Annotated in this window: 20 protein-coding genes; 7 read left to right on the top strand and 13 right to left on the bottom strand. The window is 66.4% G+C overall.

Annotation, left to right across the window (positions count from 1 at the left end):
* The first annotated feature begins 58 nt into the window (after positions 1–58).
* The 6 genes from I8J34_RS19390 (at position 59) to I8J34_RS24710 (ending at position 7,519) form a co-directional block, all read left to right on the top strand.
* A complete protein-coding gene (locus I8J34_RS19390) occupies positions 59–1,285 on the top strand; it encodes an efflux RND transporter periplasmic adaptor subunit (RefSeq protein ID WP_230411920.1) in 1,227 nt (408 codons plus the stop codon).
* Positions 1,282–4,383, top strand: a complete 3,102-nt coding sequence (locus I8J34_RS19395; RefSeq protein ID WP_214363289.1) for an efflux RND transporter permease subunit — start codon at positions 1,282–1,284, stop codon at positions 4,381–4,383. Before I8J34_RS19390 ends, I8J34_RS19395 begins: the two co-directional genes overlap by 4 nt.
* Before the next feature lie 95 nt (positions 4,384–4,478).
* The gene (locus I8J34_RS19400) at positions 4,479–4,949 is read left to right on the top strand and encodes a hypothetical protein (RefSeq protein ID WP_214363290.1); all 471 of its coding nucleotides are present in this window, start codon (positions 4,479–4,481) and stop codon (positions 4,947–4,949) included.
* Positions 4,949–5,230, top strand: a complete 282-nt coding sequence (locus I8J34_RS19405) for an efflux RND transporter permease subunit (RefSeq protein WP_214363291.1) — start codon at positions 4,949–4,951, stop codon at positions 5,228–5,230. The genes I8J34_RS19400 and I8J34_RS19405 overlap by 1 nt, the downstream gene beginning before the upstream one ends.
* 47 nt (positions 5,231–5,277) lie before the next feature.
* The gene (locus I8J34_RS19410) at positions 5,278–6,084 is read left to right on the top strand and encodes an oxidoreductase (protein ID WP_214363292.1); all 807 of its coding nucleotides are present in this window, start codon (positions 5,278–5,280) and stop codon (positions 6,082–6,084) included.
* Between the two features lie 13 nt (positions 6,085–6,097).
* Positions 6,098–7,519 carry a DHA2 family efflux MFS transporter permease subunit gene (locus tag I8J34_RS24710; RefSeq protein ID WP_230411921.1) on the top strand — a complete coding sequence of 474 codons (1,422 nt, stop codon included), beginning with the start codon at positions 6,098–6,100 and terminating at the stop codon, positions 7,517–7,519.
* 230 nt (positions 7,520–7,749) lie between these two features.
* On the opposite strand, the gene aceF is transcribed toward I8J34_RS24710, so the two are convergent.
* Positions 7,750–9,075: a dihydrolipoyllysine-residue acetyltransferase gene (aceF, locus tag I8J34_RS19420; protein WP_214363293.1), complete on the bottom strand. Its 1,326-nt coding sequence runs from the start codon at positions 9,073–9,075 to the stop codon at positions 7,750–7,752.
* Positions 9,076–9,143: 68 nt separating this feature from the next.
* Positions 9,144–11,834 carry a pyruvate dehydrogenase (acetyl-transferring), homodimeric type gene (gene aceE / locus I8J34_RS19425; protein ID WP_214363294.1) on the bottom strand — a complete coding sequence of 897 codons (2,691 nt, stop codon included), beginning with the start codon at positions 11,832–11,834 and terminating at the stop codon, positions 9,144–9,146.
* Between the two features lie 303 nt (positions 11,835–12,137).
* Here aceE and I8J34_RS19430 point away from each other — a divergent pair, with 303 nt between their 5' ends.
* Positions 12,138–12,599: an Lrp/AsnC family transcriptional regulator gene (locus I8J34_RS19430; RefSeq protein ID WP_214363295.1), complete on the top strand. Its 462-nt coding sequence runs from the start codon at positions 12,138–12,140 to the stop codon at positions 12,597–12,599.
* Between the two features lie 194 nt (positions 12,600–12,793).
* On the opposite strand, the gene lpdA is transcribed toward I8J34_RS19430, so the two are convergent.
* From lpdA to I8J34_RS19485, 11 genes are all read right to left on the bottom strand, one after another.
* The gene (lpdA, locus tag I8J34_RS19435; RefSeq protein ID WP_214363296.1) at positions 12,794–14,587 is read right to left on the bottom strand and encodes a dihydrolipoyl dehydrogenase; all 1,794 of its coding nucleotides are present in this window, start codon (positions 14,585–14,587) and stop codon (positions 12,794–12,796) included.
* Positions 14,588–14,653: 66 nt separating this feature from the next.
* Entirely contained in the window at positions 14,654–15,835 is a 1,182-nt protein-coding gene (locus I8J34_RS19440) for a cystathionine gamma-synthase family protein (protein WP_214363297.1), read from the bottom strand.
* A 76-nt stretch (positions 15,836–15,911) separates the two neighbouring features.
* Positions 15,912–16,904, bottom strand: coding sequence for a N(2)-acetyl-L-2,4-diaminobutanoate deacetylase DoeB (gene doeB / locus I8J34_RS19445; RefSeq protein ID WP_214363298.1), 993 nt, complete (start codon positions 16,902–16,904; stop codon positions 15,912–15,914).
* 5 nt (positions 16,905–16,909) lie between these two features.
* Positions 16,910–18,097 carry an ectoine hydrolase DoeA gene (gene doeA, locus I8J34_RS19450; protein ID WP_214363299.1) on the bottom strand — a complete coding sequence of 396 codons (1,188 nt, stop codon included), beginning with the start codon at positions 18,095–18,097 and terminating at the stop codon, positions 16,910–16,912.
* A gap of 47 nt (positions 18,098–18,144) precedes the next feature.
* Entirely contained in the window at positions 18,145–19,332 is a 1,188-nt protein-coding gene (gene doeA / locus I8J34_RS19455) for an ectoine hydrolase DoeA (RefSeq protein ID WP_214363300.1), read from the bottom strand.
* A 5-nt stretch (positions 19,333–19,337) separates the two neighbouring features.
* Positions 19,338–20,327 carry a cyclodeaminase gene (locus tag I8J34_RS19460; RefSeq protein WP_214363301.1) on the bottom strand — a complete coding sequence of 330 codons (990 nt, stop codon included), beginning with the start codon at positions 20,325–20,327 and terminating at the stop codon, positions 19,338–19,340.
* A 136-nt stretch (positions 20,328–20,463) separates the two neighbouring features.
* Entirely contained in the window at positions 20,464–21,858 is a 1,395-nt protein-coding gene (gene ehuR / locus I8J34_RS19465; RefSeq protein WP_214363302.1) for a MocR-like ectoine utilization transcription factor EhuR, read from the bottom strand.
* 35 nt (positions 21,859–21,893) lie between these two features.
* Entirely contained in the window at positions 21,894–22,868 is a 975-nt protein-coding gene (gene eutB / locus I8J34_RS19470; RefSeq protein ID WP_214363303.1) for a hydroxyectoine utilization dehydratase EutB, read from the bottom strand.
* On the bottom strand, positions 22,861–23,631 hold the full coding sequence (locus I8J34_RS19475; RefSeq protein ID WP_214363304.1) for a maleate cis-trans isomerase family protein: 771 nt from the start codon (positions 23,629–23,631) through the stop codon (positions 22,861–22,863). The genes eutB and I8J34_RS19475 overlap by 8 nt, the downstream gene beginning before the upstream one ends.
* Before the next feature lie 15 nt (positions 23,632–23,646).
* Positions 23,647–24,927 carry a TRAP transporter large permease gene (locus tag I8J34_RS19480; RefSeq protein ID WP_214363305.1) on the bottom strand — a complete coding sequence of 427 codons (1,281 nt, stop codon included), beginning with the start codon at positions 24,925–24,927 and terminating at the stop codon, positions 23,647–23,649.
* A gap of 11 nt (positions 24,928–24,938) precedes the next feature.
* Positions 24,939–25,508, bottom strand: a complete 570-nt coding sequence (locus I8J34_RS19485) for a TRAP transporter small permease (RefSeq protein ID WP_214363306.1) — start codon at positions 25,506–25,508, stop codon at positions 24,939–24,941.
* Positions 25,509–25,840: the final 332 nt, after the last annotated feature.

Consider the following 25,840-nt stretch of genomic DNA (forward strand, 5'->3'; position numbering starts at 1 on the left):
ATTGACAGTATTGGTCACTAGGTACAAGATGGAGGCCTTCGCGTTATCGGAGGTCACCATGTTCAAGCGCCGCACAATTTCCTTCCTCGCCGTCGCCGGTCTGCTGCCCTTGGTTCTTGCGGCATGTAGCGACGCCACGTCTTCAGTCGATCCGCGGACCGAGACGCCTCTCGTACGGGTTGCGTCAGTGGCCACTGCCGCCCAGACCGAGCGCGCCTTTACCGGCGTCGTCGCGGCGCGGGTGCAGAGCGATCTCGGTTTCCGTGTTCCGGGCAAGATTCAGGAGCGCCTGGTCGATACCGGACAGGCCGTCAAGCGCGGCCAGCCGCTGATGCGTATCGACCCCACCGACTTGCGGCTCGCCACCCGCGCCCATGACCAGGCCGTTGTCGCCGCCACGGCGCGTGCGCACCAGACCGCCGAAGACGAAGCGCGCTATCGCGACCTCGTCGCCACCGGCTCGGTGTCGGCCTCGGCCTACGACAAGATCAAGGCGGCCGCCGATTCGGCCCGAGCGGAGCTCAAGGCGGCCCAGGCTCAGGCCGACGTGGCCCACAACGAAATGGGCTACGCCGTGCTGCTTGCCAACTCGGATGGCGTGGTGGTGGACACCCTGGCCGAGCCGGGTCAGGTCGTCGCTGCCGGCCAAGCCGTTGTGCGTGTTGCGCATGCCGGGCAGCGCGAAGCGGTGGTCGAGCTTCCCGAAACCCTGCGCCCGGCGGTCGGCTCCGTGGGCCGTGCGACGCTGTATGGCAACGGGCTGACGGGCGCGGCGAAACTGCGCCAGTTGTCGGATGCCGCCGATCCGCAGACGCGTACCTTCGAGGCGCGCTACGTTCTGGCGGGCCGCCTGGCCGATGCGCCGCTGGGCTCGACGGTCTCCATCGAGATTTCGAATGGCCGCGCCGCCCCGACGCTGCAGGTGCCGATCGGCGCGATCTTCGATCCGGGCAAGGGGCCTGGTGTCTGGCTGCTCGAAGGCGAGGGCGCCGGGGGCGTCAAGGTCACCTGGCGTGCAGTGCAACTGGCCGGCCTCGGTGAAGATTCTGCGCGGATCGTCGGCGGCCTGGCGGCGGGCGATCGCGTCGTCGCGCTCGGCGCGCATCTGCTGCGCGAAGGCGAGCAGGTGCGAGTCGCCGGGGACGAAACGGTGCAGAAGATGGCGGTGGCCGCCGGTGTTGCGAGCGTGGGGGCCGACCAAGCGCACGCCGGGCCGCCCCAAGTAAGCGCCAGCCCCCTTGGGGGGCAGCGAGCCGGTGTTGCGAGCGTGGGGGCCTCTCAATGAGCGCATTGAACCTCTCCGCCCTCGCCGTACGCGAGCGCGCGGTCACCCTGTTCCTGATGCTGGCGATCTTTGTCGCTGGTGTCGTGGCCTTCCTGACCCTGGGCCGGGCGGAAGACCCCGCCTTCACCATCAAGCAGATGACCGTGGTCACCGCCTGGCCCGGAGCCACGGCCAAGGAGATGGAAGAACTGGTCGCCGAGCCGCTCGAAAAGCGCATGCAGGAACTGCGCTGGTACGACCGAACCGAGACCTTTACGCGACCGGGCCTGGCCTTCAGCACCGTGTACCTGCTCGACAGCACGCCGCCCGCCGATGTCCCCGATCAGTTCTACCAAGCGCGCAAGAAGCTCGGCGACGAGGCGCCCAAGTTGCCGCGAGGCGTCATCGGGCCGATCGTGAATGACGAATACGCCGACGTGACCTTTGCCCTGTATGCCGTGAAAGCCAAGGGCGAGCCGCATCGCAAGCTGGTGCGCGACGCGGAGACCCTGCGCCAGCGCTTGCTGCATGTGCCGGGTGTCAAAAAGGTGAACATCATCGGCGAGCAGGCCGAACGGATCTTCGTCGAGTTCTCCCATGACCGCCTGGCGACGCTGGGCGTGTCCCCGCGCGAGCTCTTTGCTGCGCTCAACAGCCGCAACGTGATGACGCCCGCCGGTTCGATCGAAGCCAAGGGCCCGCAGGTTTTTATCCGCCTTGATGGCGCCATCGACGACCTGGAGGCGATCCGCAATACGCCGGTCGCGGCGCGCGGCCGCACGCTGAAGCTCGGCGACGTCGCCGAGGTGAAGCGCGGCTACGAGGACCCGGCCACCTTCCTGATTCGCAACAACGGCGAGCCGACCCTGCTGCTCGGCGTGGTCATGCGCGAGGGGTGGAACGGGCTCGATCTGGGCACGGCGCTGGAGGCGGAAGCGGTGAAGATCAACGCCGAGATGCCGCTCGGCATGAGCCTCTCGAAGGTCACGGACCAGTCGGTCAATATCCACTCGGCGGTCGATGAGTTCATGGTCAAGTTCTTCGTCGCCCTCGGCGTGGTCATGCTGGTCGGCTTTCTCAGCATGGGCTGGCGCGCCGGCATCGTGGTGTCGGCCGCGGTGCCGCTGACCCTGGCGGCGGTCTTCATCGTCATGGCGGCCACCGGCAAGAACTTCGACCGGATCACGCTGGGTTCCTTGATCCTGGCGCTGGGCCTGCTGGTCGACGACGCCATCATCGCCATCGAGATGATGGTCGTGAAGATGGAGGAAGGGTACGACCGGATTCGCGCCGCGGCCTACGCCTGGAGCCACACCGCCGCGCCGATGCTGGCCGGCACCCTGGTGACCGCGATCGGCTTCATGCCCAACGGCTTCGCCAAGTCGACCGCTGGCGAGTACACCAGCAACATGTTCTGGATCGTCGGCATCGCCCTGATCGCCTCGTGGATCGTTGCCGTGGTGTTCACGCCCTACCTGGGCGTGAAACTGCTGCCGAACTACAAGCCGCACGAGGGCGGGCACGGAGCCCTCTACGCCACGCCGAACTACGAGCGCTTCCGCCGGCTGCTGGGCGGGGTGATCCGGCGCAAATGGCTGGTCGCGGCCGGTGTGATCGGCGCCTTCGTGGTCGCCATCCTGGGCATGGGCGTGGTCAACAAACAGTTCTTCCCGACCTCGGACCGGCCGGAAGTGCTGGTCGAGGTGCAGATGCCGTACGGCACCTCGATCGATCAAACCAGTGCCGCTACGGCGAAGGTCGAAGCCTGGCTGGCGCAGCAGGAGGAGGCCCGGATCGTGACCGCCTACATCGGCCAGGGCGCGCCGCGCTTCTTCCTGGCGATGTCGCCTGAATTGCCTGATCCTTCGTTCGCCAAGATCGTGGTGCTGGCGGGCAACGACCAGGAACGCGAAGCGCTCAAGTTCAGGCTACGCCAGGCGGTGGCCGACGGCCTGGCGCCCGAGGCGCGGGTGCGCGTGACGCAGATCGTGTTCGGCCCGCCGTCGCCGTTTCCGGTGGCCTTCCGCGTCATGGGGCCGGACCCGGACAGGCTGCGCGAGATCGCGGCCGAGGTGCGTGCCGTGATGCAGGCCAATCCCCAGATGCGGACGGTCAATACCGACTGGGGCGAGCGCGTGCCGACGCTGCACTTCTCGCTTGACCAGGATCGCCTGCAGCGCATCGGCCTGAGTTCCACCGATGTGGCCCAGCAGTTGCAGTTCCTGCTCAGCGGCATCCCGATCACCGATATGCGCGAGGACATCCGTTCGGTGCAGGTCACCGCCCGTTCGGCCGGCAACACGCGCCTCGATCCGAGCCGGATTGGCGACTTCACCCTGGTCGGCGCCGCCGGTCAAAAGATTCCGCTGTCGCAGGTCGGCAAGGTCGAGGTGCGCATGGAAGACCCGATCCTGCGCCGTCGCGACCGCACGCCGACCATCACCGTGCGCGGCGATATCGCCGAAGACCTGCAGCCGCCGGATGTCTCCACCGCCGTGTGGAAGGACCTGCAGCCCATCGTCGCCAAATTGCCGGCCGGCTACCGGATCGAAATGGCCGGCTCCATCGAGGAATCCGGCAAGGCCAATCGCGCCCTGGCGCCATTGTTCCCGATCATGATCGCGCTGACGCTGATCACCATCATCTTCCAGGTACGCTCGATCGCCGCGATGCTGATGGTGTTCGCCACCGCGCCGCTGGGCCTCATCGGGGTCGTGCCCACGCTGCTGATGTTCGGGCAGCCGTTCGGCATCAACGCGTTGGTCGGCCTGATCGCGCTGTCCGGCATCCTGATGCGTAACACGCTGATCCTGATCGGCCAGATCCGCGACAACGAGAAGGACGGGCTGGCGCCCTTCGATGCCGTGGTCGAGGCTACCGTGCAGCGCGCGCGCCCGGTCATCCTGACCGCGCTCGCCGCCATCCTGGCGTTCATCCCGCTCACCCACTCGGTGTTCTGGGGAACGCTGGCCTACACCCTGATCGGCGGCACCTTCGCCGGGACGATCCTGACGCTCGTGTTCCTGCCGGCCATGTATTCCATCTGGTTCAAGATCAGGCCGGCGGCGAGGGACGGGCAATCCGCTCCCGCGATGCGAGTTGAATCCGTCGAAGCCTAGCAGAAGGAATCGGCGCGCCGGCCGCGCAGCGGATTGCCGGCGTGTCGCCAGTATTACGACGAGAAATCGAGCTTGCCCATTTTCGACTGTAACTGGTGAATAAGCCGACAGTGGGACAACGTGGTGGTCAACATGAACGAAAGAAATTGGAGAAAGCGATGATTTGGTTTGCACGTATTGGGGTTGCTCTGGCGGGTCTCTTTTCACTGGCGATGGGCCTTGTGTCATATTTTTCGCCTGAACAGCTCGAGATGGCTTTGGGGGTTGGCGCCTTGTCGCCGATTGGCCTGAGCTCGATCCGAGGCGATTTTGGTGCTTTCTTTCTTGCCAGTGCTCTTGCTGCTGGTCTCGCGCTTTTCGCCGGACGTCCTTCGTGGCTCTGGGTTGGCACCTGGCTCTACGGCATCGCCGTTATTGGTCGCTTCCTCGGCCTCGCTCTGGCCGGCGTACCGGAAGGCATCGCACAGCCGATCATCATCGAACTTGTGATGATCACTCTCTTCACATTCGGTGCCCGGACGCTTTCGAAAGACGATTCGACCGTATCGCGCTATTCGGCATCGTGATGCGCAACACGCTGATTCTGATCGGCCAGATCCGCGACAACGAGAAGGCCGGGCTGGCGCCCTTCGATGCCGTGGTCGAGGCCACCGTCCAGCGTGCCCGCCCGGTCATCCTGACCGCGCTCGCCGCCATCCTGGCGTTCATCCCGCTCACCCACTCGGTGTTCTGGGGAACGCTGGCCTACACCCTGATCGGCGGCACCTTCGCCGGGACGATCCTGACGCTCGTGTTCCTGCCGGCCATGTATTCCATCTGGTTCAAGATCAGGCCGGCGGTGGCATAGCGCTGATCTGCCGTTCTCCCAACCCCTCCATACAGAAAGGAACTGCCATGTCGAATTCCAAAGTTGTCGTCATTACCGGCGTGTCATCGGGCATCGGGCGCGCCACCGCCACCAAGTTCGCCCAGCAGGGTTGCCGGGTATTCGGCACCGTGCGCAATGCGGAAAAAGCCCAGGCCATACCCGGCGTTGCACTCATTGAGATGGATATCCGGGACGAAGCGTCGATTGCGCGCGGCATCCAGAGCGTCATCGCTCAAGCCCAGCGTATCGACGTGCTGGTCAACAGCGCGGGCGTGACCCTGCTGGGCGCGACGGAGGAGACGTCGATTGCCGAAGCTGAAGCGCTGTTCGACACCAACCTCTTCGGCCTCCTGCGCACGATCAAGGCCGTGCTGCCGCACATGCGCGAGCAGCGTTCCGGTCGCATCGTCAACGTCAGCTCGGTGCTGGGCTTCCTGCCTGCGCCTTACATGGCGCTCTATTCGGCATCGAAGCACGCTGTTGAGGGGCTTTCCGAAACCCTGGATCACGAGGTGCGCCAATTCGGCATCCGCGTGGCGCTGGTCGAACCCTCATTTACCAAGACTAACTTGGATCTCAACGCACCCCAGACCGTTTCCCGAATCGCCGACTACGACAAGGAACTCGGCGTCGTCTCCCAGGCGATCCAGAACAATGTCCGGAAAGCGCCCCAGCCCGAAGGCGTCGCCGCCGCGATTGTCGGTGCGAGCCTGGGCGCATGGAAGATGCGCCATACGCCCAAAGGCGAGGCCTCTCTTCTGGCCAAGTTGCGTCGCTTCATGCCTGCCGGCCCGGTCGAGAAGGGCCTGAGGAAGACGTTTGGGCTCGCCTGAAGCAAGCACCGTCATGTCCTCGCCGACCACCATGGCACAGGCTTTGCCAAGCATGCCGCCCAGCGCCGCCTCACCATGGCCGGTGTTCTGGGTGGCCAGCATCGCGGTGTTTCTGGTCTCCATGGACGGCACCATGCTGTTCGCCGCCTTCAGCGCCTTGCGGGCCGGTTTCCCGCAGGCGACGGCGGCAGACCTCTCGTGGGTGCTCAATGCCTACACCGTGGTCTATGCCGCGATGCTGATTCCGGCTGGCGGCTTGGCAGACAAGCACGGGCGCAAGCGCGTGTTTCTCGTTGGCGTTGGGCTGTTTCTGGCGGCCTCCGTCGCCTGTGGTCTGGCGGTGAGCGTCGAGTGGCTGGTCGCGGCAAGAGTGCTGCAGGCCCTAGGCGCGGCATTGCTGACGCCGGCATCGCTCTCGCTCGTGCTGGCCGCGTTCCCAACCAACAAACGTGCCGTCGCGGTCAGCCTATGGGGCGCGGTCGGCGGTCTGGCTGCCGCGGTAGGCCCCAGCCTGGGCGCGTTCGTGATCGCCTCGCTCGGGTGGCAATGGGCGTTCTACCTGAATGTGCCCTTGGGCATGCTCGCCATTTGGCGTGGCGCAGCGCTGCTGAGCGAATCAAGGCAGCCAACCCGGGGGCGCCCGCTGGACCTGGTGGGGATGGGCTTGCTGATCGTCGGCATCGGCGCCTTGGCGCTGTCCATTGTGCAGGCGGAATCACCGGCCTGGTCGCGCGATGAGCTGCAGGGCATTGCCGGGGTCGGATTGGCGAGCATCATCGGATTTGTCGCCTGGGCCCGGGTTGCCACGGCGCCCTTGGTCGACTTGGGTCTGTTTCGCAACGCCACCTACCGCTACGTCAATCTCGCAACCTTGAGCTTCGGCATCGCGTTCGCGATGATGTTCTTCGCCTTCTTTTTCTACATGAATTCGATCTGGCACTATTCGCTGCCACTGGCCGGGCTGGCAATGGCACCCGGGCCGCTGCTGGTGGTTCCGGTGGCTGCTCTATCGGGTCGATTGGCGAGTCGGTACGGTCACCGCCCCTTGTTGATCGTGGGGTGCCTGATCTACGCGGCCAGTGCATTGTGGTTTTTGCGGGTGCCCGGCACCGAGCCCGCGTATCTGACGCAATGGCTGCCGGGCATGCTATTCAGTGGCATTGGCGTGGGCATGGTGTTGCCTTCGCTGTCGGGTGCTGCGGTCAGCCACTTGCCCTCAGACCATTACGCGGTAGGCAGCGCCATCAATCAGGCGATACGGCAGATCGGCTCGGTCATGGGGGTCGCCCTCACCGTGCTGTTGCTGGGCGGTGCCGGCTTGCAACGAGCGGATTTCGATGCAGTCTATCTATGTCATATGAGCCTGGCGCTCTTGACCGCAGCCCTGTGTCTTCCCGTCAACACGTTGAACAAAAGCGTCGTCAAAAATTTGTGACGCTATCGCAAACCAATGTCGCCCCAAGAACCTGATGGGCGCTGCGCTCGCATTGTTCTCCAAGAAAGGCTTTGTTGGCACGCGCGCCGTGAGTCGCCCCGCACCCAAGTAGACACCCTCTTGCCTACTGAAAGACCGCTGTCCTGCGTGGGCGCTTGTTCTGATCTGCCGCAGTAAAAAACCACAGGCCCCAAATCGGGGCCTGTGTGTTTTGGGGCACTTCGGCGGTGTCAGCCGTGTTCCAGCCCGATGCGGCGGAAGTCGCCGAGGATCTGCTGCAGATAGACCAAAAAGCGCGCAGCCATCACGCCGTCGATGACGCGGTGGTCCCAACTCAGGCACAGCGGCAGGATCAGGCGGGGGATGAAGGCCTTGCCGTCCCACACCGGTTTCATCTGCGCGCGGGTGACGCCGAGGATGGCCACTTCGGGGGCGTTGATGATGGGCGTGAAGCCGGTGCCGCCGACGCCGCCGAGGCTCGACACGGTGAAGCAGCCGCCGCTCATGTCGGCCGGGCCGAGTTTGCCGTCGCGCGCCTTCTTGGCCAGCGCGCCGGCTTCGGCGGCGATGGCGTAGATGCCTTTCTGGTTGGCATCGCGGATCACCGGCACCACCAGCCCGTTGGGCGTGTCGGCGGCAAAGGCGATGTGGAAGTACTGCTTGAGGACGAGGTTGTCGCCGTCGAGGCTGGCGTTGAACTCGGGGAATTTCTTCAGCGCGGCGACGCTGGCCTTGATCAGGAAGGCGAGCAGGGTGAGCTTGGCGGCTTCCGTATTCTTGGCGTTTTCGGTGTTGATCTGCTGGCGGAAGGCCTCCAGATCGGTGATGTCGGCCTCGTCGAAGTTGGTGACATGCGGGATCACCACCGAGTTGCGCGACAGGTTGGCGCCGGAGATCTTTTTGATGCGCGACAGCGGCTGGGTGTCGATGGGGCCGAACTTGGCGAAGTCGACCTTGGGCCAGGGCAGCAGGTCGAGCAGCGTGCCTGGCGCGGCCTGGGCGGCCTTGCCCGGCGTGGCGCCGCCCTTCATGGCGGCCTTGATGTGCGCGGTGACGTCCTCGCGGGTGATGCGCCCGTTGCGTCCGCTGGCGCTCACGCCGGCCAGATCGACGCCGTGTTCGCGCGCATAGTGGCGCACCGAGGGGCTGGCGTGGGTGCGCTTGCCCGAGGCGGGCGGGGCGGAGACGGCTTCGGGCGCGGCCGGGGGTGGCACCACGGTGGCGGGGGCCGGGGCGGCTGCGGCAGGCGCGGGTGCCGGTGCGGTGGGGGCGGGCGCCGGGGCCGGCTCGGGGGCCGCGGTGGCGCCGGCCGTATCGGCGGCTTCGATGCGCGCCAGGGCGCTGCCTTCGGACACGCGATCGCCGACCTTGACCAGCAGCTCGCGCACGACGCCGGCCTGTGGGCTGGGCACGTCCATGGTGGCTTTGTCGGATTCGAGCGTGACGATGGCGTCGTCGGCGGCGACGGTGTCGCCGACCTGCACCAGCAGCTCGATCACCGGCACATCGTTGTAGTCGCCGATGTCCGGCACATTCACATCAATCAGTCGGCTCATGTCTCTACCTCGAACGGAGTGGGGCGGCGGGCACGGGGATGCACTCCCGTGCCCGCGTCAATGTGGGATCAGGCCAGCGGGCTCGGCTTGTCGGCGTCGATGCCCAGTTTCTCGATCAGGCCGTCGAGCGTCTCGCGCGGCAGGCTACCCTCGGCCACCAGGCTCTGGAGCGCGGCGAGGGTGATGTAGCGTTCATCGACCTCGAAGAAATCGCGCAGCGCCACGCGGGTGTCCGAGCGGCCGAAGCCGTCGGTGCCGAGCACGGTGAAGCGGCCGGGCACCCAGTTGCGCACCAGGTCGGGGTAGCTGCGCATGAAGTCGGTGGCGGCCACCACCGGGCCCTGGCGGCTCGACAGCTGCTGGGTCACCCACGGGGTGCGCGGGGTCTCGGTCGGGTGCAGCAGGTTCCAGCGGTCGCAGGCCAGGCCGTCCTTGCGCAGCTCGGAGAAGCTGGTGGCGCTCCACACATCGGCGGCCACGCCGAAGTCGGCCTCCAGGCGCGCGGCGGCGGCCTGCACCTGGCGCAGGATGCTGCCGCTGCCCACCAGCTGCACGCGCGGCGCTTTCTTGTCCTTGCTCGCGCCGAGCAGGTAGAGGCCGCGGCGGATGCCTTCTTCGGCGCCCACCGGCATGGCCGGCTGCGGGTAGTTCTCGTTGTACAGCGTGATGTAGTAGAAGGCGGTTTCGCCATCGACCATCATTGCGCGCACGCCGTCTTCGACGATCACCGCCATTTCGTAGCCGAAGGCCGGGTCGTAGGCGCGGCAGGTGGGGATGGTGGCCGCGTAGATGTGGCTCTGGCCGTCCTCGTGCTGCAGGCCCTCGCCCGACAGCGTGGTGCGCCCGGCGGTGGCGCCGAGCAGGAAGCCGCGCGCCTGGCTGTCGGCGGCGTTCCAGATCAGGTCGGCAACGCGCTGGAAGCCGAACATCGAGTAGAAGATGTAGAAGGGCAGCATCGGCTCGTCGCTGTGCGAGTAGGCGGTGCCGGCGGCGATCCACGAGGCCATCGAGCCGGCCTCGGTGATGCCCTCCTCGAGGATCTGGCCCTTGACGTCCTCGCGGTAGAAGGCCAGCTGTTCGCTGTCCTGCGGGGTGTAGTTCTGGCCCCAGGGCGAGTAGATGCCGTATTGGCGGAACATGTCCTGCATGCCGAAGGTGCGCGCCTCGTCGGCCACCACCGGCACGATGCGCGGGCCGAGCTGGCTGTCGCGCATCAGCTTGTTGAGCAGGCGCACGGCGCCCATGGTGGTGGAGATCGAGCGGTCGCCGGAGTCGGCATGGAAGGGCACGTAGATGTCCGGCTGCTTGAGCGGCACCGGGCGCGCCGTGCTGCGCCGGGTCGGCACGTAGCCGCCGAGCGCGGCGCGGCGCTCCTGCAGGTAGCGCACCTCGTCGCTGTCCGGGCCGGGGTGGAAGTAGCGCAGCTCGTCGAGGTCGGTGTCCGACAGCGGCAGCCCGAAGCGCTCGCGGAAGCGGCCGAGGTCTTCGCGCGCCAGCTTCTTGGTCTGGTGCGAGGTGTTGGCGCCCTGGCCCGAGGCGCCCATGCCGTAGCCCTTGGTGGTCTGCGCGAGAATCACCGTCGGCTGGCCGCGATGCGCCATGGCCGCGGCGTAGGCGGCATGGATCTTGGCCGGATCATGGCCGCCGCGCATGAGTTGGTCGATGTCCTGGTCCGACATGTTGGCCACCAGCGCCGCCAGCTCGGGGTAGCGCGAGAAGAAGTGCTCTCGGTTGTAGTGCCCGTCGGTGGCCGCCAGTTTCTGGAACTCGCCGTCCACGGCTTCGGCCATGCGGCGCAGGATCCAGCCTTCGCGGTCGCGTGCGAAGAGCACGTCCCAGTTGCTGCCCCACAGGCACTTGATGACGTTCCAGCCGGCGCCGGCGAAGAGCGTCTCCAGCTCCTGCACCACATTGCCGTTGCCGCGCACCGGGCCGTCGAGGCGCTGCAGGTTGCAGTTGACCACCAGCACCATGTTGTCGAGCTGCTCGCGGGCGGCGAGCGAGATGCCGGCCAGCGATTCGGGCTCGTCCATTTCGCCATCGCCGACAAAGGCCCACACGCGGCGGTCGCTCGCCGCGCCGATGCCGCGGTTTTCCATGTAGCGCTGGAAGCGTGCCTGGTAGATGGCGCTGATCAGCCCGAGGCCCATCGAGCCGGTGGGGAACTGCCAGAAATCCGGCATCAGCGTCGGGTGCGGGTAGGACGACAGGCCGCGGCCGATGCCGCCGGACACCTCGCGGCGGAAGTGCTCGAGCCTATCTTCCGACAGCCGCCCTTCGAGAAAGGCGCGGGCATACACGCCCGGCGAGGCATGCGCCTGGAAATACACCAGATCGCCCGGATGCGATTCGGTGGCGCCGCGGAAGAAGTGGTTGAAGCCCACCTCGAACAGGTCGGCAATCGACGCGTAGGTGGCAATGTGGCCGCCCAGCTCGGCATGCGCCTTGTTGGCGCGCGACACCATGGCCAGCGCGTTCCAGCGGTGGATGGCGGTGATGCGCGCCTCGATGTCGAGGTCGCCGGGGTAGGGCGGCTGCGCCTCGACGCCGATGGTGTTGCGGTAAGGCGTGGTGTGGCGGGTATGGAAGCGCCCGCCGGCGCGCCGGCCCGATTCGATCAGCCGGTCGAGCAGGTATTCGCTGCGCGCCAGCCCGTCGCGCTCGATGACTTCGGCCAGGCTGTCGAGCCAGTCGAGGGTTTCGTCCGGATCGCTGTCGGTGGCCGGATTGAAAATGGGCTGTTGCGAAATCTGTGTCATGGCCCTCGGGCTCCTTGAATAGACCGCACGCGTGGTGAGGCAAGACGCGGTGATGGGGGTGGCAGGTTGCGATTCAGTCTAATGTGCTGATCCAGTGAATCGATTGTCCTAGTTCACTGGGATCGATTTTTTGGACGGAGGCGCCCACGGCCGGCGCGCCTGGCCGTCGCACCGCCGGGCGCACTGCAAACTGTAGCGTCAGAGTGCGGTTGATTTGTTGCTAAATGGGCTGAAGAAGTGCTTGAATGAGCAATAAAATCACTTCTGGATCACGCATTGCGCAACAAAAAAAACGCTGCAGCGATGGATCAGACGGATATCGCACTGCTCAACCGCCTGCAGACCGATGCCCGCATCACCAACGTGGCGCTGGCCGAGAGCGCCCACCTGTCGCCCGCGCCCTGCCTGCGCCGGGTGCGCGACCTGGAAACCTCGGGCGTGATCCGCGGCTACGTGACCCTGCTCGACCCCGAAGCGGTCGGGCTGGACATCTCGATGTTCATCCAGGTGAGCCTGGAGAAGCAGGTCGGCAGCGCGCTGCGCGTGTTCGAAGAAACCATCGACAGCTACCCAGAAGTCATGGAGTGCTACCTCATGACCGGCGACTCGGACTACCTCTTGCGGGTGGTGGCGCCCGATCTGAAAGCCCTGCAAAGCTTCATCGTCGACCGGCTGGCGCGCATCCCGCACGTGTCGAACATCCGCTCGAGCATGACGCTCAAGCAGGTCAAGTACAAAACGGCGCTGCCGATCGAACTGGCCTGAGTGGGCGATGGCCGGGGCGTAGCCCGGATGCAGCGCAGCGGAATCCGGGGCAGGGGTGGATCAGCCGCCATCCCGGATTCCAGCCTGCGGCCTGCATCCGGGCGAATCCACCAGTGCCCGCGAACGAGAAACGGCGACCTCGCGGTCGCCGTTTCTCTTTGGTGCCGCCCCGGTCGAGGCGGCGCCGTTGTTGCTTACTTCTTCTTCCGTGCCGGTGGCACGTCGGTGCAACTGCCGTGGGCGACTTCTGCGGCCATCCCTACGGTTTCTCCCAGTGTGGGGTGGGGGTGAATGGTTTTGCCGATATCGACGGCATCTGCACCCATCTCGATGGCGAGGCAGACCTCGCCGATCATGTCGCCCGCGGACGGGCCGACGATGGTGCCGCCGATGACGCGGTGGGTTTCCGCATCAAAGATCAGCTTGGTAAAGCCGTAGTCTGCGCCGTTGGCAATGGCTCGGCCGCTGGCGGCCCAAGGGAACTTGGCGGTTTCGACCTTCTTGCCCTCAAGCTTGGCTTGCGCCTCGGTGTAGCCGACCCAAGCCACTTCGGGGTGCGTGTAGGCCACGCCCGGAATGACAGTGGCGTCGAAGGCAGACTTTTCGCCGGCAGCGACTTCTGCGGCCACGTGGGCTTCATGCACCGCCTTGTGCGCCAGCATGGGCTGGCCGACGACGTCGCCGATGGCGAAGATGTGCGGCACGTTGGTGCGCATCTGCGCGTCGACCGGGATGAAGCCGCGATCGGTGACGATCACGCCGGCCTTGTCGGCTCCGACCTTCTTGCCGTTGGGCGCGCGGCCTGCGGACTGAAGAATCATGTTGTACTTGACCGGTTCGGCCGGGGCGCCATCGCCTTCGAAGCTCACGTAAAGACCGTCGTCCTTCGCCTCAACGGCGGTGGTCTTGGTCTTGAGCATGATCTTGTCGAAGCGGTGGGCGTTCTGCTTCTCCCACACCTTGACCGCATCGCGGTCCGGGCCGGCCATGAGCACGTCCATCATCTCGACCACGTCGATGCGTGTGCCGAGCGAGGAGTACACCGTGGCCATTTCCAGACCGATGATGCCGCCGCCGATGACCAGCATCTTGGCCGGCAGCTGACGCAGTTCCAGCGCGCCGGTTGAATCGACGATGCGCGGATCTTTCGGGATGAAGGGCAGATGCACCGCCGCCGAACCGGCGGCGATGATGCACTGCTTGAAGCGGATGACCTTCTTCTCGCCGGTCTTGTCCTGGCCGTCGCCGGTGGTGACTTCGACCTCGACATGATTCGGGTCGAGGAAGTGGCCGTAGCCGCGCACCATGTCAACCTTGCGGCCTTTGGCCATGCCGGCCAGACCGCCGGTGAGCTTGCCGACCACGCCGGCCTTGTGCTTGCGCAGCGCATCGATGTCGACCGTGGGCTTGGCGAAGCGGATGCCGGCCGTGCCCATGTGCTGGGCCTCGTCCATCACCGCAGCCACATGCAGCAGCGCCTTGGAGGGGATGCAGCCGACGTTCAGGCACACACCGCCGAAGGTGGCGTAGCGCTCGACGATGACGGTCTTGAGGCCGAGGTCGGCGGCGCGGAAGGCGGCCGAGTAGCCGCCCGGGCCGGCGCCGAGCACCAGCATGTCGCACTCGATGTCGCTGCCGCCGCCGTAGGCAGCGGCGGATATTGGTGATGGGTGATGGGTGATGGGGGCCGGGGCGGCGGCCTCGGGTTTTCCACTTGCCAATACCTCTTTACCCCTCACGGCGGCGCCAGCCGCCTCGACCACGATCAGCACGCTGCCCTCGGCCACGCGGTCGCCCAGGGCGACCTTGACTTCCTTGACCACGCCGGCGACCTCGGAGGGTACGTCCATGGTGGCCTTGTCGGATTCGAGCGTGACGATGGCGTCATCGACCGCGATGGTGTCGCCGACCTTGACGAACAGTTCGATCACCGGCACATCGGCGTAATCGCCGATGTCGGGGACTTTGACTTCCTGCAGTTCACTCATGCGGGCTCCTGCCCCTGCCACGCCACACGGGCGGGGCAGGGGTGACGGAATGGATCGGAAGGCGGATCAGATCTTGGCCAGCGCTTGCTCCAGATCGGCCACCAGGTCGTCGCCGTTCTCGATGCCGGCCGAGTAGCGGATGAGGCTCTCGGGGATGCCGGCGTTGGCGCGTTCCTGCTCGGTCAGCTCGACATGGCTGGTGGTGCGCGGCGGGCCGACGAGGGTGCCGACCGAGCCGAGGCTGGCGGCCTTGTGGGCGTACTTGAGGTTCTCCAGCACGGTCACCACGCTGGGGAAGCCGCCCTTGAGCGAGAAGCTCAGCATGCCGCCGAAGCCGCGCATCTGCTTTTTCGCGATGGCGTGGTTCAAATGCGTTTCCAGGCCGGGGTAGAAGACCTGGTCGACCTTGGGGTGCTGCGACAGGAAGGTGGCGACCTTCATGGCGTTTTCGTTGTGGCGCGCGATGCGCAGCTCAAGCGTCTTCATGCCGCGCAGGATCATGTAGGCCGACTGCGGGTGCAGGGTGGCGCCGGTGATCTCGCGGTAGTGGAAGATCTGGTCGATCAGCGCCTTCTTGCCGACGGCCAGGCCGCCCATCACGTCCGAGTGGCCGTTGAGGTACTTGGTGGCGCTATACACCACGACGTCGGCACCGAGGCTGATCGGGCGCTGGTTGATCGGCGTGGCGAAGGTGTTGTCGACCACCACGATGGCGCCGTTGTCGTGGGCCACCTTGGCGAGGCGCTCGATGTCGACGATCTTCAGCGTGGGGTTGGTCGGCGTCTCGAGGTAGAGCACCTTGCAGCCCTTCTTGACCTCGCGCTCGATGGCGTCGAAATCGCTGGTGTCGACCATGCATACGTCGACCTTCATCTGCGGCAGGAACTTGATGAAGATCTTGTTCGAGCCGCCATAGGTATCCTTGATCGCCACCACGCGGTCGCCCGGCCCGAGCAGGGTGAACAGCGTGTTGCTGATCGCTGCCATGCCGGTGGAGAAGCTGGTGGCTTCTTCGCCGCCGTCCATCAGGCGGATCTTCTCTTCGAGCGGGCGCACCGTGGGGTTGGTGTTGCGCGAGTAGATGTGGCCTTTCTTCTTGCCCATGCCGACCTGGTGCCATTCCTCCATGTCGTCGTAGCCGAAGGTGACGGAGTTGTAGACCGGCACGCAGATGGCGTTCTCGGCGAACAGGTGCTCCTCGCCGGCCCAGACCGAGGCGGTTCCGGTGTTGGTGTCGTAGTCGTTCATTGCTGCTTCTCCTTGGTCGGAAGTGTGTCCCGGCCGGTGCCGTTTGGACGGTGTTGAATGGGTTGGCGTATCGGCCTCAGCCGACCACCTCGGCAATTACCGCGAGGGTGTCGCCGCCGCTGATGAGTCCGGGAAAGTGCCGTGCCGCGAGGATGCCGCTGCGGCTGGCGCGATACTCGACCGGCGCGCTGCCGGTACGGGTCACGTCATAGACCCGTCCGACGACATCGCCGGTGCTTACGGTGTCGCCCAGATCGACGCACATCTCCAGCAGGCCGTCATGGGTCGAGGCGACGTAGCAGTCGCCATCGGGCATGTCGAGCTTGATCGACTGGCGTGGCGAGACCTCGCCCTGGCAGATGCCGCAATGGATCAGGAAGTCGCGCACGCCGCGCTCGGCGATGGCGATGCTCCTGGCGGTGGCCGTGCCGCCGCCGCCCAGTTCGGTGGAGACGAACACCTTGCCCGCCTCTTCGGCCGCGGTGTCGAACATGCCGACGCTGTCGAGCTCGAGCATGTGCATCGAATAGGGCGCGCCGAAGGCCGCCATCGCCGCCTGGCAACGCGCTTCCTGGGCCTTGTCGTCGAGCACATGGATGGCCGCGAAGGGCAGGAAGTCGAGCGTCTTGCCGCCGGAGTGGATGTCGAGCACATAGTCGGCGCGCGGCAGCAGGTGGCGCTGGATGTAGTCGGCGATCTTCTCGGTCACCGTGCCGTCCGGCTTGCCGGGAAAGGCGCGGTTGAGGTTGCCCTTGTCGATCGGCGAGGTGCGCGTGCCGGCGCGAAAGGCCGGATAGTTGAGAAAGGGCACGATGATCACGCAGCCGCTGACCTGCTCCGGCGTGAGGCTGTTGGTGAGTTTGCGCAGCGCCACCGCGCCTTCGTACTCGTCGCCATGGTTGGCGCCGGTGAGCAGCGCGGTGGGGCCCTTGCCGTTGCGCACCACGGTGACCGGAATCATCACCGCGCCCCAGGCCGCGTCGTCGCGCGAGTAGGGCAGCTTGAGAAAGCCGTGCTGGACGCCGTCGCGGTCGAAGTCGACGGTCGGGCTGATCGGTGAGGGTTTCATGACACTCACTCCTTGACGAACAGTTTGCGCGGCGTGTTGCACAGGGGCTCGACGCCGGTGTCGGTGATGAGGATGCTTTCAGTGATCTCCAGGCCCCAGTCGTCCTGCCACAGGCCGGGCATGAAGTGGAAGGTCATGCCGGGCTGGAGCACGGTGGTGTCGCCGGGGCGCAGGCTCATGGTCCGCTCGCCCCAGTCGGGCGGGTAGCTCGCGCCGATGGGGTAGCCGCAGCGGCTGCTCTTGTCGATGCCATAGCGCTTGAGCACGGCGAAGAAGGCATTGGCGATGTGCTCGCAGGTGTTGCCGGGCCTGGCCGCGTCGAGGCCGGCCTCGATGCCTTCGATGATGGCTTTTTCGGCCTCGATGAAATGCTTGGGCGGGCGGCCCAGATACACCGTGCGCGACTGCGGGCAGTGATAGCGGCGGTAGCAGCCGGTGATCTCGAAGAAGGTGCCCGAGTCGGCCGGCATGGGCGAGTCGTCCCAGGTCAGGTGCGGGGCAGCGGCATCGGCGCCGGTGGGCAGCATCGGCACGATCGAGGGGTAGTCGCCGCCGTGGCCCTCAGCGCCGAGGATGGCGGTCGAATAGATCTGCGCGACCAGTTCGTTCTTGCGCATGCCCGGCTCGATCACTTCGACGATCTTCGCGTGCATCTGCTCGACGATGCGCGCGGCGATGCGCATGTAGGCGATCTCCTGCGGCGACTTGACGGCGCGCTGCCAGTTCACCAAGCCGTTGGTGTCGACAAAGGTGGCCTGCGGCAGATGTTTTTGCAGCGAGGCGAAGGCGGCGGCGCTGAAGTAGTAGTTGTCCATCTCCACGCCGATGCGCTTGGCCTGCCAGCCGCGCGCGGCGATCACCTCGGTGGACAGGTAGTCCATCGGGTGGCGCTCGGTCGACATCACATAGTGGTCGGGGTAGCGCAGGATGTTCTCGGGCGCGATGTAGGCGGTGCGCGCCGCGCCGTTGCCGTCCATGCCGCGGCCGAACCACAGCGGCTCGCCCTCCAGCGCGACCAGCACGCACTGGTGCACATAGAAGGACCAGCCGTCATAGCCGGTGAGCCAGTTCATGTTGGCCGGGTCGGTGACGATCAGCAGGTCCACACCCTTTTTCGCCATGGCGGCGCGGGTCTTGGCCAGGCGCTGGGCGTATTCGCTGCGCTCGAAGGGCAGTTTCACGTCGGGGGTCATCTCGCTTGTCTCCCTTGATCGGTATTGTTCGATTCGTCCGCCGGCGATCAGGGCTTGACGAAGAGTTGGCGGGGCGTGTTGCACAGGGGCTCGACGCCGGTGTCGGTGATGAGGATGCTTTCGGTGATCTCCAGGCCCCAGTCGTCCTGCCACAGGCCGGGCATGAAGTGGAAGGTCATGCCGGGCTGGAGCACGGTGGTGTCGCCGTGGCGCAGGCTCATGGTCCGCTCGCCCCAGTCGGGCGGGTAGCTCGCTCCGATGGGGTAGCCGCAGCGGCTGGCCTTGTCGATGCCATAGCGCTTGAGCACGGCGAAGAAGGCATTGGCGATGTGCTCGCAGGTGTTGCCCGGTTTGGCCGCCGCGAGGCCGGCCTCGATGCCTTCGATGATGGCCTTTTCGGCCTCGATGAAATGCTTGGGCGGGCGGCCCAGATACACCGTGCGCGACTGCGGGCAGTGATAGCGGCGGTAGCAGCCGGTGATCTCGAAGAAGGTGCCCGAGTCGGCCGGCATGGGCGAATCGTCCCAGGTCAGGTGCGGGGCGGCGGCATCGGCGCCGGTGGGCAGCATCGGCACGATCGAGGGGTAGTCGCCGCCGTGGCCCTCGGCGCCGAGAATCGCGGTCGAATAGATTTGCGCCACCAGCTCGTTCTTGCGCATGCCCGGCTCGATCACTTCGACGATCTTCGCGTGCATCTGCTCGACGATGCGCGCGGCGATGCGCATGTAGGCGATCTCCTGCGGCGACTTGACGGCGCGCTGCCAGTTCACCAGGCCGTTGGTGTCGATGAAGCTGGCTTGTGGCAGATGCTTTTGCAGCGAGGCGAAGGCGGCGGCGCTGAAGTAGTAGTTGTCCATCTCCACGCCGATGCGCTTGGCCTGCCAGCCGCGCGCGGCGATGACCTCGGTGGACAGGTAGTCCATCGGGTGGCGCTCGACCGACTGCACATAGTGGTCGGGGTAGCCGATCATGTTGTCGCGAGACAACCAGCTGGTGAGCTTGGCGCCGTTGGTGTCCTGCCCGCGGCCGAACCATACCGGCTCGCCTTCGAGCGCGACCAGCACGCACTGGTGCACATAGAAGGACCAGCCGTCATAGCCGGTGAGCCAGTTCATGTTGGCCGGATCGGTGACGATCAGCAGCTCGACGCCGCGCTGCGCCATGGCGGCGCGGGTCTTGGCCAGGCGCCGGTCGTATTCGGCGCGCTCGAAGGGCAGGCGGGCGGTGTGCGTCATGGGGCTCAGGCCTCGAAGCTCACGCCCAGCCCGCGTTCGGTGGCGCGCGTGTAGGCGAAGTTGGCGATGGCGGTGTCCTGGGCGCCGGTGCCGGTCAGGTCGCACAGGGTGACGTCGTCGGCATGCGAGCGGCCCGGGCGCTGCCCGGCGATCACCTGGCCGAGCTCGGCCGGCTGGGCGTCGGCAGCGATCGTGCCGGCGTCGATGGCGTGATGCAGCTCGCCGAGCACGCGGACCTGGGCGAGCCGGTCGCACACATAGGTGCAGGCGGCCAGGGCGTCGGGGGCGATCTCGTTCTTGTGCTCGGCGTCCGAGCCCATGGCGGTGATGTGCAGGCCGGGGCGCAGGTGGCGCGCCTGGATCAGCGGCTCGCGGCTCGGGGTGGTGGTGATGGCGACATCGGCCTCGGCCATGGCGCGATCGATGTCGGTGCACGGCGTGATGGCGATGCCCAGCTCGCGCCCCATGGTGTCGGCAAAGCGTTGTGCGGCGTCGGCATGCGGTGCCCACACGGTGGCCGACGTGATGTCGCGCACCAGCGTCAGCGCCGTCAATTGCAGGCGGGCCTGTTCGCCGGCGCCGATGATGGCGGCGCGATGCGCGTCCTCGCGGACCAGCCAGCGCGCGGCGACGGCACCGGCGGCGGCCGTGCGCACCGCGGTGAGGTAGCCGTTGTCGAGCAGCAGGGCTTCGAGGATGCCGGTGCGCGCCGACCACAGCATCATCATGCCGTTGAGGCTCGGCAGGCCGAGTTTGGGGTTGTCGAAGAAGCCCGGGCTGACCTTGATGGCGAAGCTGTCGAGGCCCGGCAGGTAGGCGGTCTTGACGTCCACTTCGCCGTTGTGCGCATGGATGTCCAGACGCAGGATCGGCGGCATGATGACTTCTTCGGTGGCGAGGATCCGAAAGGCCTGCTCGATGCAGTCGATGGCCGCCAGGTCCAGCGTGATGCTGGCGCGCAGATCCTTTTCGTTCAACAAAATGACATTCGACATACCGCCCTCTTCGATTCACCGGCCTGAAAGAAAGGATTCGGGCCATGGCAATCAAGTGTAGGGCGTGGAATTTCGCTTTCTTTTGTCCTAGTGCATTGCCGCGGACATTGGCTTTGGCGGGGCCGCGAGGGGGCGCTCAGAGCGTGGCGTGGACATGGGGATATTGCTGAAACACGCTGCGCAGGGTCCACAGCGCGGTGTGCATGCGCACGTCGCTGCCTTCGGCGCCGAGGCAGATGCGGATCGCCTCGGGCCGCGGTGTGCCGAGCACCATGAAGGGGTCGGGCAGGGTGACGGCGATATGGCTGTTGCGCAGTTGCTGCGCCAGGCTGTCGAGCCGCCAGTGCTCGGGAATGCGCAGCCAGGCCGAGAGAGATTCCGGATGGCTGCCGAGGAGGTAGTCGCCCAGCACGTCGAGCACCATGGCGTGGCGGCGCGCGAGGCGTTCGCGCTGGATGTCGATCAGCTGATTGGCAGTGCCGTCGGCGATCCAGCGGGTGGCCACTTCGGCCATCAGCGGCGTGGCCATCCAGCAATTGACACGCAGGATGCTCTCGACGCGCAGGGCCATCTTGCGGGGCATGCTCAGGTAGCCGGTGCGCAGGCCGGTGAGCACCGATTTGGTGAAGCTGGTGGCATAGAAACCGAGCTCGGGGAGATGGTTGGCGATCGGTTGTATGCGCTTGGACAAAAGCGGGCCGAAGACATCGTCCTCGATCACATACACGCCGTAGCGGTCGGCAATGCGGGCGATCGCGCGGCGGCGCGCATCGGGCATGATCGACGAGGTCGGGTTGTTCAGGTTGGGGGTGGTGACCAGCGCGGTGATGCGCTCGCTGGCGCACATCTCTTCGAAATGATCGGGGTGGATGCCGTATTCGTCGGTGTCCAGCCCCTTGAGCGTGAAGCCGAGCACCTGGGCGATGCCGATCACGCCGTGGTCGGTGATGTTCTCGCTCAGCACCACGTCGCCGGGGCTGACCAGCGAGGCCAGCGCCAGGAAGACGGCATGCGAGGCGCCGTTGGTGATCAGCGTGGTTTCGACCGCCGCATGGTGGCCCAGTGTGGCCATCCACTCGACGCCGGCCGCCCGGTGGTATTCGAAGCCGGCGATCGGCCGGTAGGCGCGCATCCACGGCTGGTCGACCTGGGTGGCCAGATCGGCGCAGGCCTTGCGCCACAGGCGGCCGTGCTCGGCGGTGTGCACGATGCGCACGATGGAGAAATCGATCAGCGCGCGCTCGGCCCGGTCGAGCATGTAGGTGGCGACCTTCTCGGTGACACGCTGGGCGACAAAACTGCCGCGGCCGACCTCGCAGCGGATCAGGCCGTGCTGCTCCAGTTCCTTGTAGGCGTTGGTGACGGTCTGCACGCTGATGCCCAGCGCCTGGCTGACCTGGCGCTGCGGCGGCAGGCGCGTGCCTTCGGCCAGCGCGCCGCTGTCGATGTCGCGGGAGATGGCCTCGACGAGCACCTTGTACTTCGACTCCCCGCCGCGAACCGCTTCGAGTGCCTTGCGCCAGTGCTCCATGCTGATGCCCCCCTGAGCGATGTGATGGCCGTGCGTCAGATCTCCTGCGCGCAGACGATGCGGCGGTGAAGCGCCATGTCGATGTTCGACCCGCTCACCAGCACCGCGGTGGTGCCCGGCGCTGTGAGGCGGCCGGTGAGCAGGGCGGCGATGCCGACGGCGCCGCTGCCTTCGATGACGATCTGTTCGCGCGCATAGGCATGGCGGATGGCGGCCGCGATCTCATCCTCGCCCACCAGCACCACATCGTCCACCAGCGTCTGCGCCATGTGGAAGGTGTAGCGGTTGTCCAGGCCGATGCCGCCGCCGAGCGAGTCGGCCAGCGTTTCGAGCTCCTCGACCTGCACCGGTTTGCCGGCGGCGAGGCTGGCGTGCATGGCGCAGCCGCGCTCCATGGTGACGCCGATCACGCGGATCTGCGGCGATGCGCGCTTGAGCGCCAGCGCCACGCCGGCCAGCAGGCCGCCGCCGGAGAGCGGCACCAGCACGGTGTCCAGGCTCGGCAGATCGTCGAGCAGCTCGAGCCCGACCGTGCCCTGGCCGGCGATGATGTCGGGGTGGTCGAAGGGCGGCAGCAGGGTCAGCCCTTCGTCGCGCACCAGGCGCGCCACTTCGACATCCGCTTCGTCCTGGCTGTTGCCGACGATATGCACCTCGGCGCCGAGCGCGCGGATCGCCTCGACCTTGTTCGACGGCACCAGCTTCGACATGCAGATCACCGCGCGCACGCCGAGGCGGTGCGCGGCATAGGCCAGCGCACGGCCGTGGTTGCCGGTGGACACGGCGATCACGCCGCGGGCGCGGGCATCGTCATCCAGGCAGAGCAGCGCGTTAGTGGCGCCGCGCAGCTTGAAGCTGCCGGTGATCTGCCGGCATTCGAGCTTGAGATGCACCTCGCCGCCGGTGTGCTCGGAGAGGCTGGGCGAGTGGAGCAGCTGGGTGTGCAGCACGTGGCCGCGCAGCCGGTGGCGGGCGCGGTAGATGTCGATGGGGCGGATGTCGTCAGTCATGGGTGAAACCTTGTGCGGGGGTTCGGAACAGTCGTCCGGGCGCCGACGGGCCGGCGGCCAGACCGGTGAGATGCAGCGCATGCCAGGCAATGGCCTGGTTGCTGGTGACCACCGGGCGGCCGAGCTTCGCTTCGAGGCGCTCGACGGCACGGCTCGCGCGCAGCGCGGTGCAGGAGATGAACAAGGCATCGGCCTCGTCGGCCATGGCCGCCACGCCGGCGTCCACCAGCGTGCCGGGGTCGAGCGCGGTCATGGCGTAGTCGTCGTCCATGTCGAGGCCCGACACATTGAGCACCTCGAGGCCGCGGCTGGTGTAGTACTCGCCCAGCGCGCGATTGACCTCGGTCCGGTAGGGCGTGAGGATCGACACCCGGCGTGCGCCCAGGTGGGCGAGCGCCGCCAGGCTGGCGGTGACCGGCGTGGTCTGGTGGTGGCAGGGGCGCGCGCGGGCGATCAGCGCCAGCGTCTCGGCCTCGCCCAGGGCGATGGTGCCCGAGGTGCAGCCATACACCACCACGTCGAGCCCGAGCCCGGGCAGCAGATCGCGGCCGGCGCGGGGCAGGTCGTCGGCGACCCGGCGCAGCGCTTCGAGGCTCATCGGGTTTTCATGGCGCACCCGGTTGCTGTACAGGCCGACCGTGTCGGGCAGCATGCGGCGCAGGTCGGCCTCGCTGCACAGGTCGGTGGCCAGCGCCAGCAGGCCGATGCGCGCCTGCTCGGCAGGCGTCATCGGGTCGTGGTGCGGGAGGGTGTCAATTCTCACTTCGGGCTCCGAAGGTCAGTGGAAGGCCAGCCGTGGCAGCAGCAGCGCGATGTCGGGCACCAGCACCAGCAGCAGCGTGGCGAACAGCAGGATGATGATGAACGGCGGCGTGCCGGCGATGACTTCCAGGTAGGGTTTTCGGAAGATCGCGCAGGCCGTGAAGATGTCGCAGCCGAAAGGCGGTGTGCACGATCCGATCGCCATCTGCAGCGTGACCAGCGTGCCGACCAGCACCGGATCGATGCCCGCGGCATTGACCAGCGGCATGAAGATCGGCGTGAGGATCAGCGTCACCACGATCGGGTCGACGAACATGCAGCCAACGAAGAACGATAGCGAGATGACGAACAGGATCGTGTAGGGGCCGGCGTCGGCCAGACCGATCGCGGCGATCAATTGCTGCGGCAGCTGGGCGAAGGAAATGATCCACGAGAAGGCGGCGCCGGTGCCGACCAGCACGAACACGATGCCGGTGATCAGTCCGGTGGAGTAGGCGATGCGTGGGATGTCCGAGAGCTTGACGGCGCGGTAGATGCACACTTCGAGGATGAAGGCGTAGAGCACCGCGATGGCCGCCACCTCGGTGGGGCTGAAGTAGCCGGCATACAGCCCGCCGATGATCAGCACCGGGAACATCAGCGCGAGCGCCGCCTTGCGCGAGGCGCGAAAGCGGTCGGCCCAACCGATGCGCGGGGCGAGCGGAATCTTGTAGTGCCACGCGTACCACACCGAGTAGACGCTGAACAGCAGCAGGATCAGCAGGCCCGGCCCGATGCCGGCCAGGAACAGTTCGCCGATCGACACCTTGCCGACGATGCCGAAGACGATCATGCCGATGCTGGGCGGGATCAGGAAGGCGATGTCGGAGGCGTTGATGATCAGTGCGGTGGTGAAGCGGTCGTCGTAGCCGGCCTGCAGCATGCGCGGGCGGATTGGTCCGCCGATGGCCACCACGGTGGCCTGGGTGGACCCCGAGATCGCGCCGAACAGCGTACACGCCACGGCGGTGGTGACGGCCAGGCCGCCCTTCAGGTGGCCGAAGAAGGTCATCGCCAGATCGAGCAGCCGGTTGGCGGTATGCCCGCGGGTGACGATGTCGGCGGCCAGAATGAACATGGGCACCGTGATCAGCGCCACCGGGCTGATGCCGCTGATCATCTGCTGCACGATGATGTCCGACTTGAGCATCGGGAAGTAAACGAAGAAGCCGACGAAAGTCGCCACCAGCATCGGGACGATCATCGGATAGCCGAGCAGCAGCAGGACGAGCATGACGAGAATGATCGTGAGAGCCATAGTCGAACTCCTCAGACGGTAGGCATGTCGACGTCGTCCTGCTCACGCACGTGGGGTGCGAGGTAGACGTCGTCTTTGCTGCGCAGATTGGTGGCGGAGGCGAGCACGAACTGCAGCGCAGCAATGCCGAGGCCGAGCGGCAGCCACACCAGCGTGATCCACATGGGGACCTGCATGGCCGGCGTCACCCGGCCGAGCCCCTGGACGCGCAGGATGTAGGTGGCGGCGTACCAGGCCAGGGCGGCCAGGACGATCGCCGTGGTGGCCTGAATGAAGGCGAACATCCAGCGCCGGTACTTGATCGGCAGCATGTCGGTGATCGCCGACATGCGGATGTGGCGCCCCTGGCGGGCGGCGGCACTGGTGCCGACGAAGGTGACGACGATAATGAGGAACTGGTTGAGCTCCTCGGCGAAGAACAGACTGGAACTGAAGCCCAACCGGACGAAGACGTTGGCGATGGTATTGACCGCCATCAGGATGACGGCACCGGCAAGCAGTATTTTTTCCAGGCGGGCAAGCAGGCGGTCGATTTGGCGTGCGCCGCGCAAAACGATGCCGCCTTCGGACGTGGGGTCCATGGGGGTTCCTCCTTCGGCGTTAAGCTGCAGGTCAAGCTGGCGGTCACAGCGCTTTTTATTGTGGTGACCGAAGCAGTCTAGCGGCGCGGGCAAGAGGCGCCGATTGCTCTAGAACAATATTGTTCCGGGACGGATTGGCCATCGTCCTGCCACGTCGTGGCGGCGTCCTGCCGGTGGCAATGGCGCGTATCCGCCCCGAAACAAGGGGGAGCGACATGCGCGCGCGGAGTTCTCGCGGCTCGCCACCGGCCTGGCGCCGGCCGTGCGTCGGCTGGCCGCTATATTGTTCTAGTGCATTCTTCTGCGTATCGCGACGCTTGTAACCTGAGCTT

Origin of the sequence: Denitromonas iodatirespirans (assembly GCF_018524365.1) — a bacterium.
GTDB classification, from domain to species: Bacteria; Pseudomonadota; Gammaproteobacteria; order Burkholderiales; family Rhodocyclaceae; genus Nitrogeniibacter; species Nitrogeniibacter iodatirespirans.

Excerpts from the sequence above, each read along its gene's own strand:
- I8J34_RS19390 (WP_230411920.1), top strand. The coding sequence starts at position 59 with ATGTTCAAGCGCCGCACAATTTCCTTCCTCGCCGTCGCCGGTCTGCTG.
- I8J34_RS19395 (WP_214363289.1), top strand. The coding sequence starts at position 1,282 with ATGAGCGCATTGAACCTCTCCGCCCTCGCCGTACGCGAGCGCGCGGTC.
- I8J34_RS19405 (WP_214363291.1), top strand. The coding sequence starts at position 4,949 with ATGCGCAACACGCTGATTCTGATCGGCCAGATCCGCGACAACGAGAAG.
- I8J34_RS19410 (WP_214363292.1), top strand. The coding sequence starts at position 5,278 with ATGTCGAATTCCAAAGTTGTCGTCATTACCGGCGTGTCATCGGGCATC.
- I8J34_RS24710 (WP_230411921.1), top strand. The coding sequence starts at position 6,098 with ATGTCCTCGCCGACCACCATGGCACAGGCTTTGCCAAGCATGCCGCCC.
- aceF (WP_214363293.1), bottom strand. The coding sequence starts at position 9,075 with ATGAGCCGACTGATTGATGTGAATGTGCCGGACATCGGCGACTACAAC.
- aceE (WP_214363294.1), bottom strand. The coding sequence starts at position 11,834 with ATGACACAGATTTCGCAACAGCCCATTTTCAATCCGGCCACCGACAGC.
- I8J34_RS19430 (WP_214363295.1), top strand. The coding sequence starts at position 12,138 with ATGGATCAGACGGATATCGCACTGCTCAACCGCCTGCAGACCGATGCC.
- lpdA (WP_214363296.1), bottom strand. The coding sequence starts at position 14,587 with ATGAGTGAACTGCAGGAAGTCAAAGTCCCCGACATCGGCGATTACGCC.
- I8J34_RS19440 (WP_214363297.1), bottom strand. The coding sequence starts at position 15,835 with ATGAACGACTACGACACCAACACCGGAACCGCCTCGGTCTGGGCCGGC.
- doeB (WP_214363298.1), bottom strand. The coding sequence starts at position 16,904 with ATGAAACCCTCACCGATCAGCCCGACCGTCGACTTCGACCGCGACGGC.
- doeA (WP_214363299.1), bottom strand. The coding sequence starts at position 18,097 with ATGACCCCCGACGTGAAACTGCCCTTCGAGCGCAGCGAATACGCCCAG.
- doeA (WP_214363300.1), bottom strand. The coding sequence starts at position 19,332 with ATGACGCACACCGCCCGCCTGCCCTTCGAGCGCGCCGAATACGACCGG.
- I8J34_RS19460 (WP_214363301.1), bottom strand. The coding sequence starts at position 20,327 with ATGTCGAATGTCATTTTGTTGAACGAAAAGGATCTGCGCGCCAGCATC.
- ehuR (WP_214363302.1), bottom strand. The coding sequence starts at position 21,858 with ATGGAGCACTGGCGCAAGGCACTCGAAGCGGTTCGCGGCGGGGAGTCG.
- eutB (WP_214363303.1), bottom strand. The coding sequence starts at position 22,868 with ATGACTGACGACATCCGCCCCATCGACATCTACCGCGCCCGCCACCGG.
- I8J34_RS19480 (WP_214363305.1), bottom strand. The coding sequence starts at position 24,927 with ATGGCTCTCACGATCATTCTCGTCATGCTCGTCCTGCTGCTGCTCGGC.
- I8J34_RS19485 (WP_214363306.1), bottom strand. The coding sequence starts at position 25,508 with ATGGACCCCACGTCCGAAGGCGGCATCGTTTTGCGCGGCGCACGCCAA.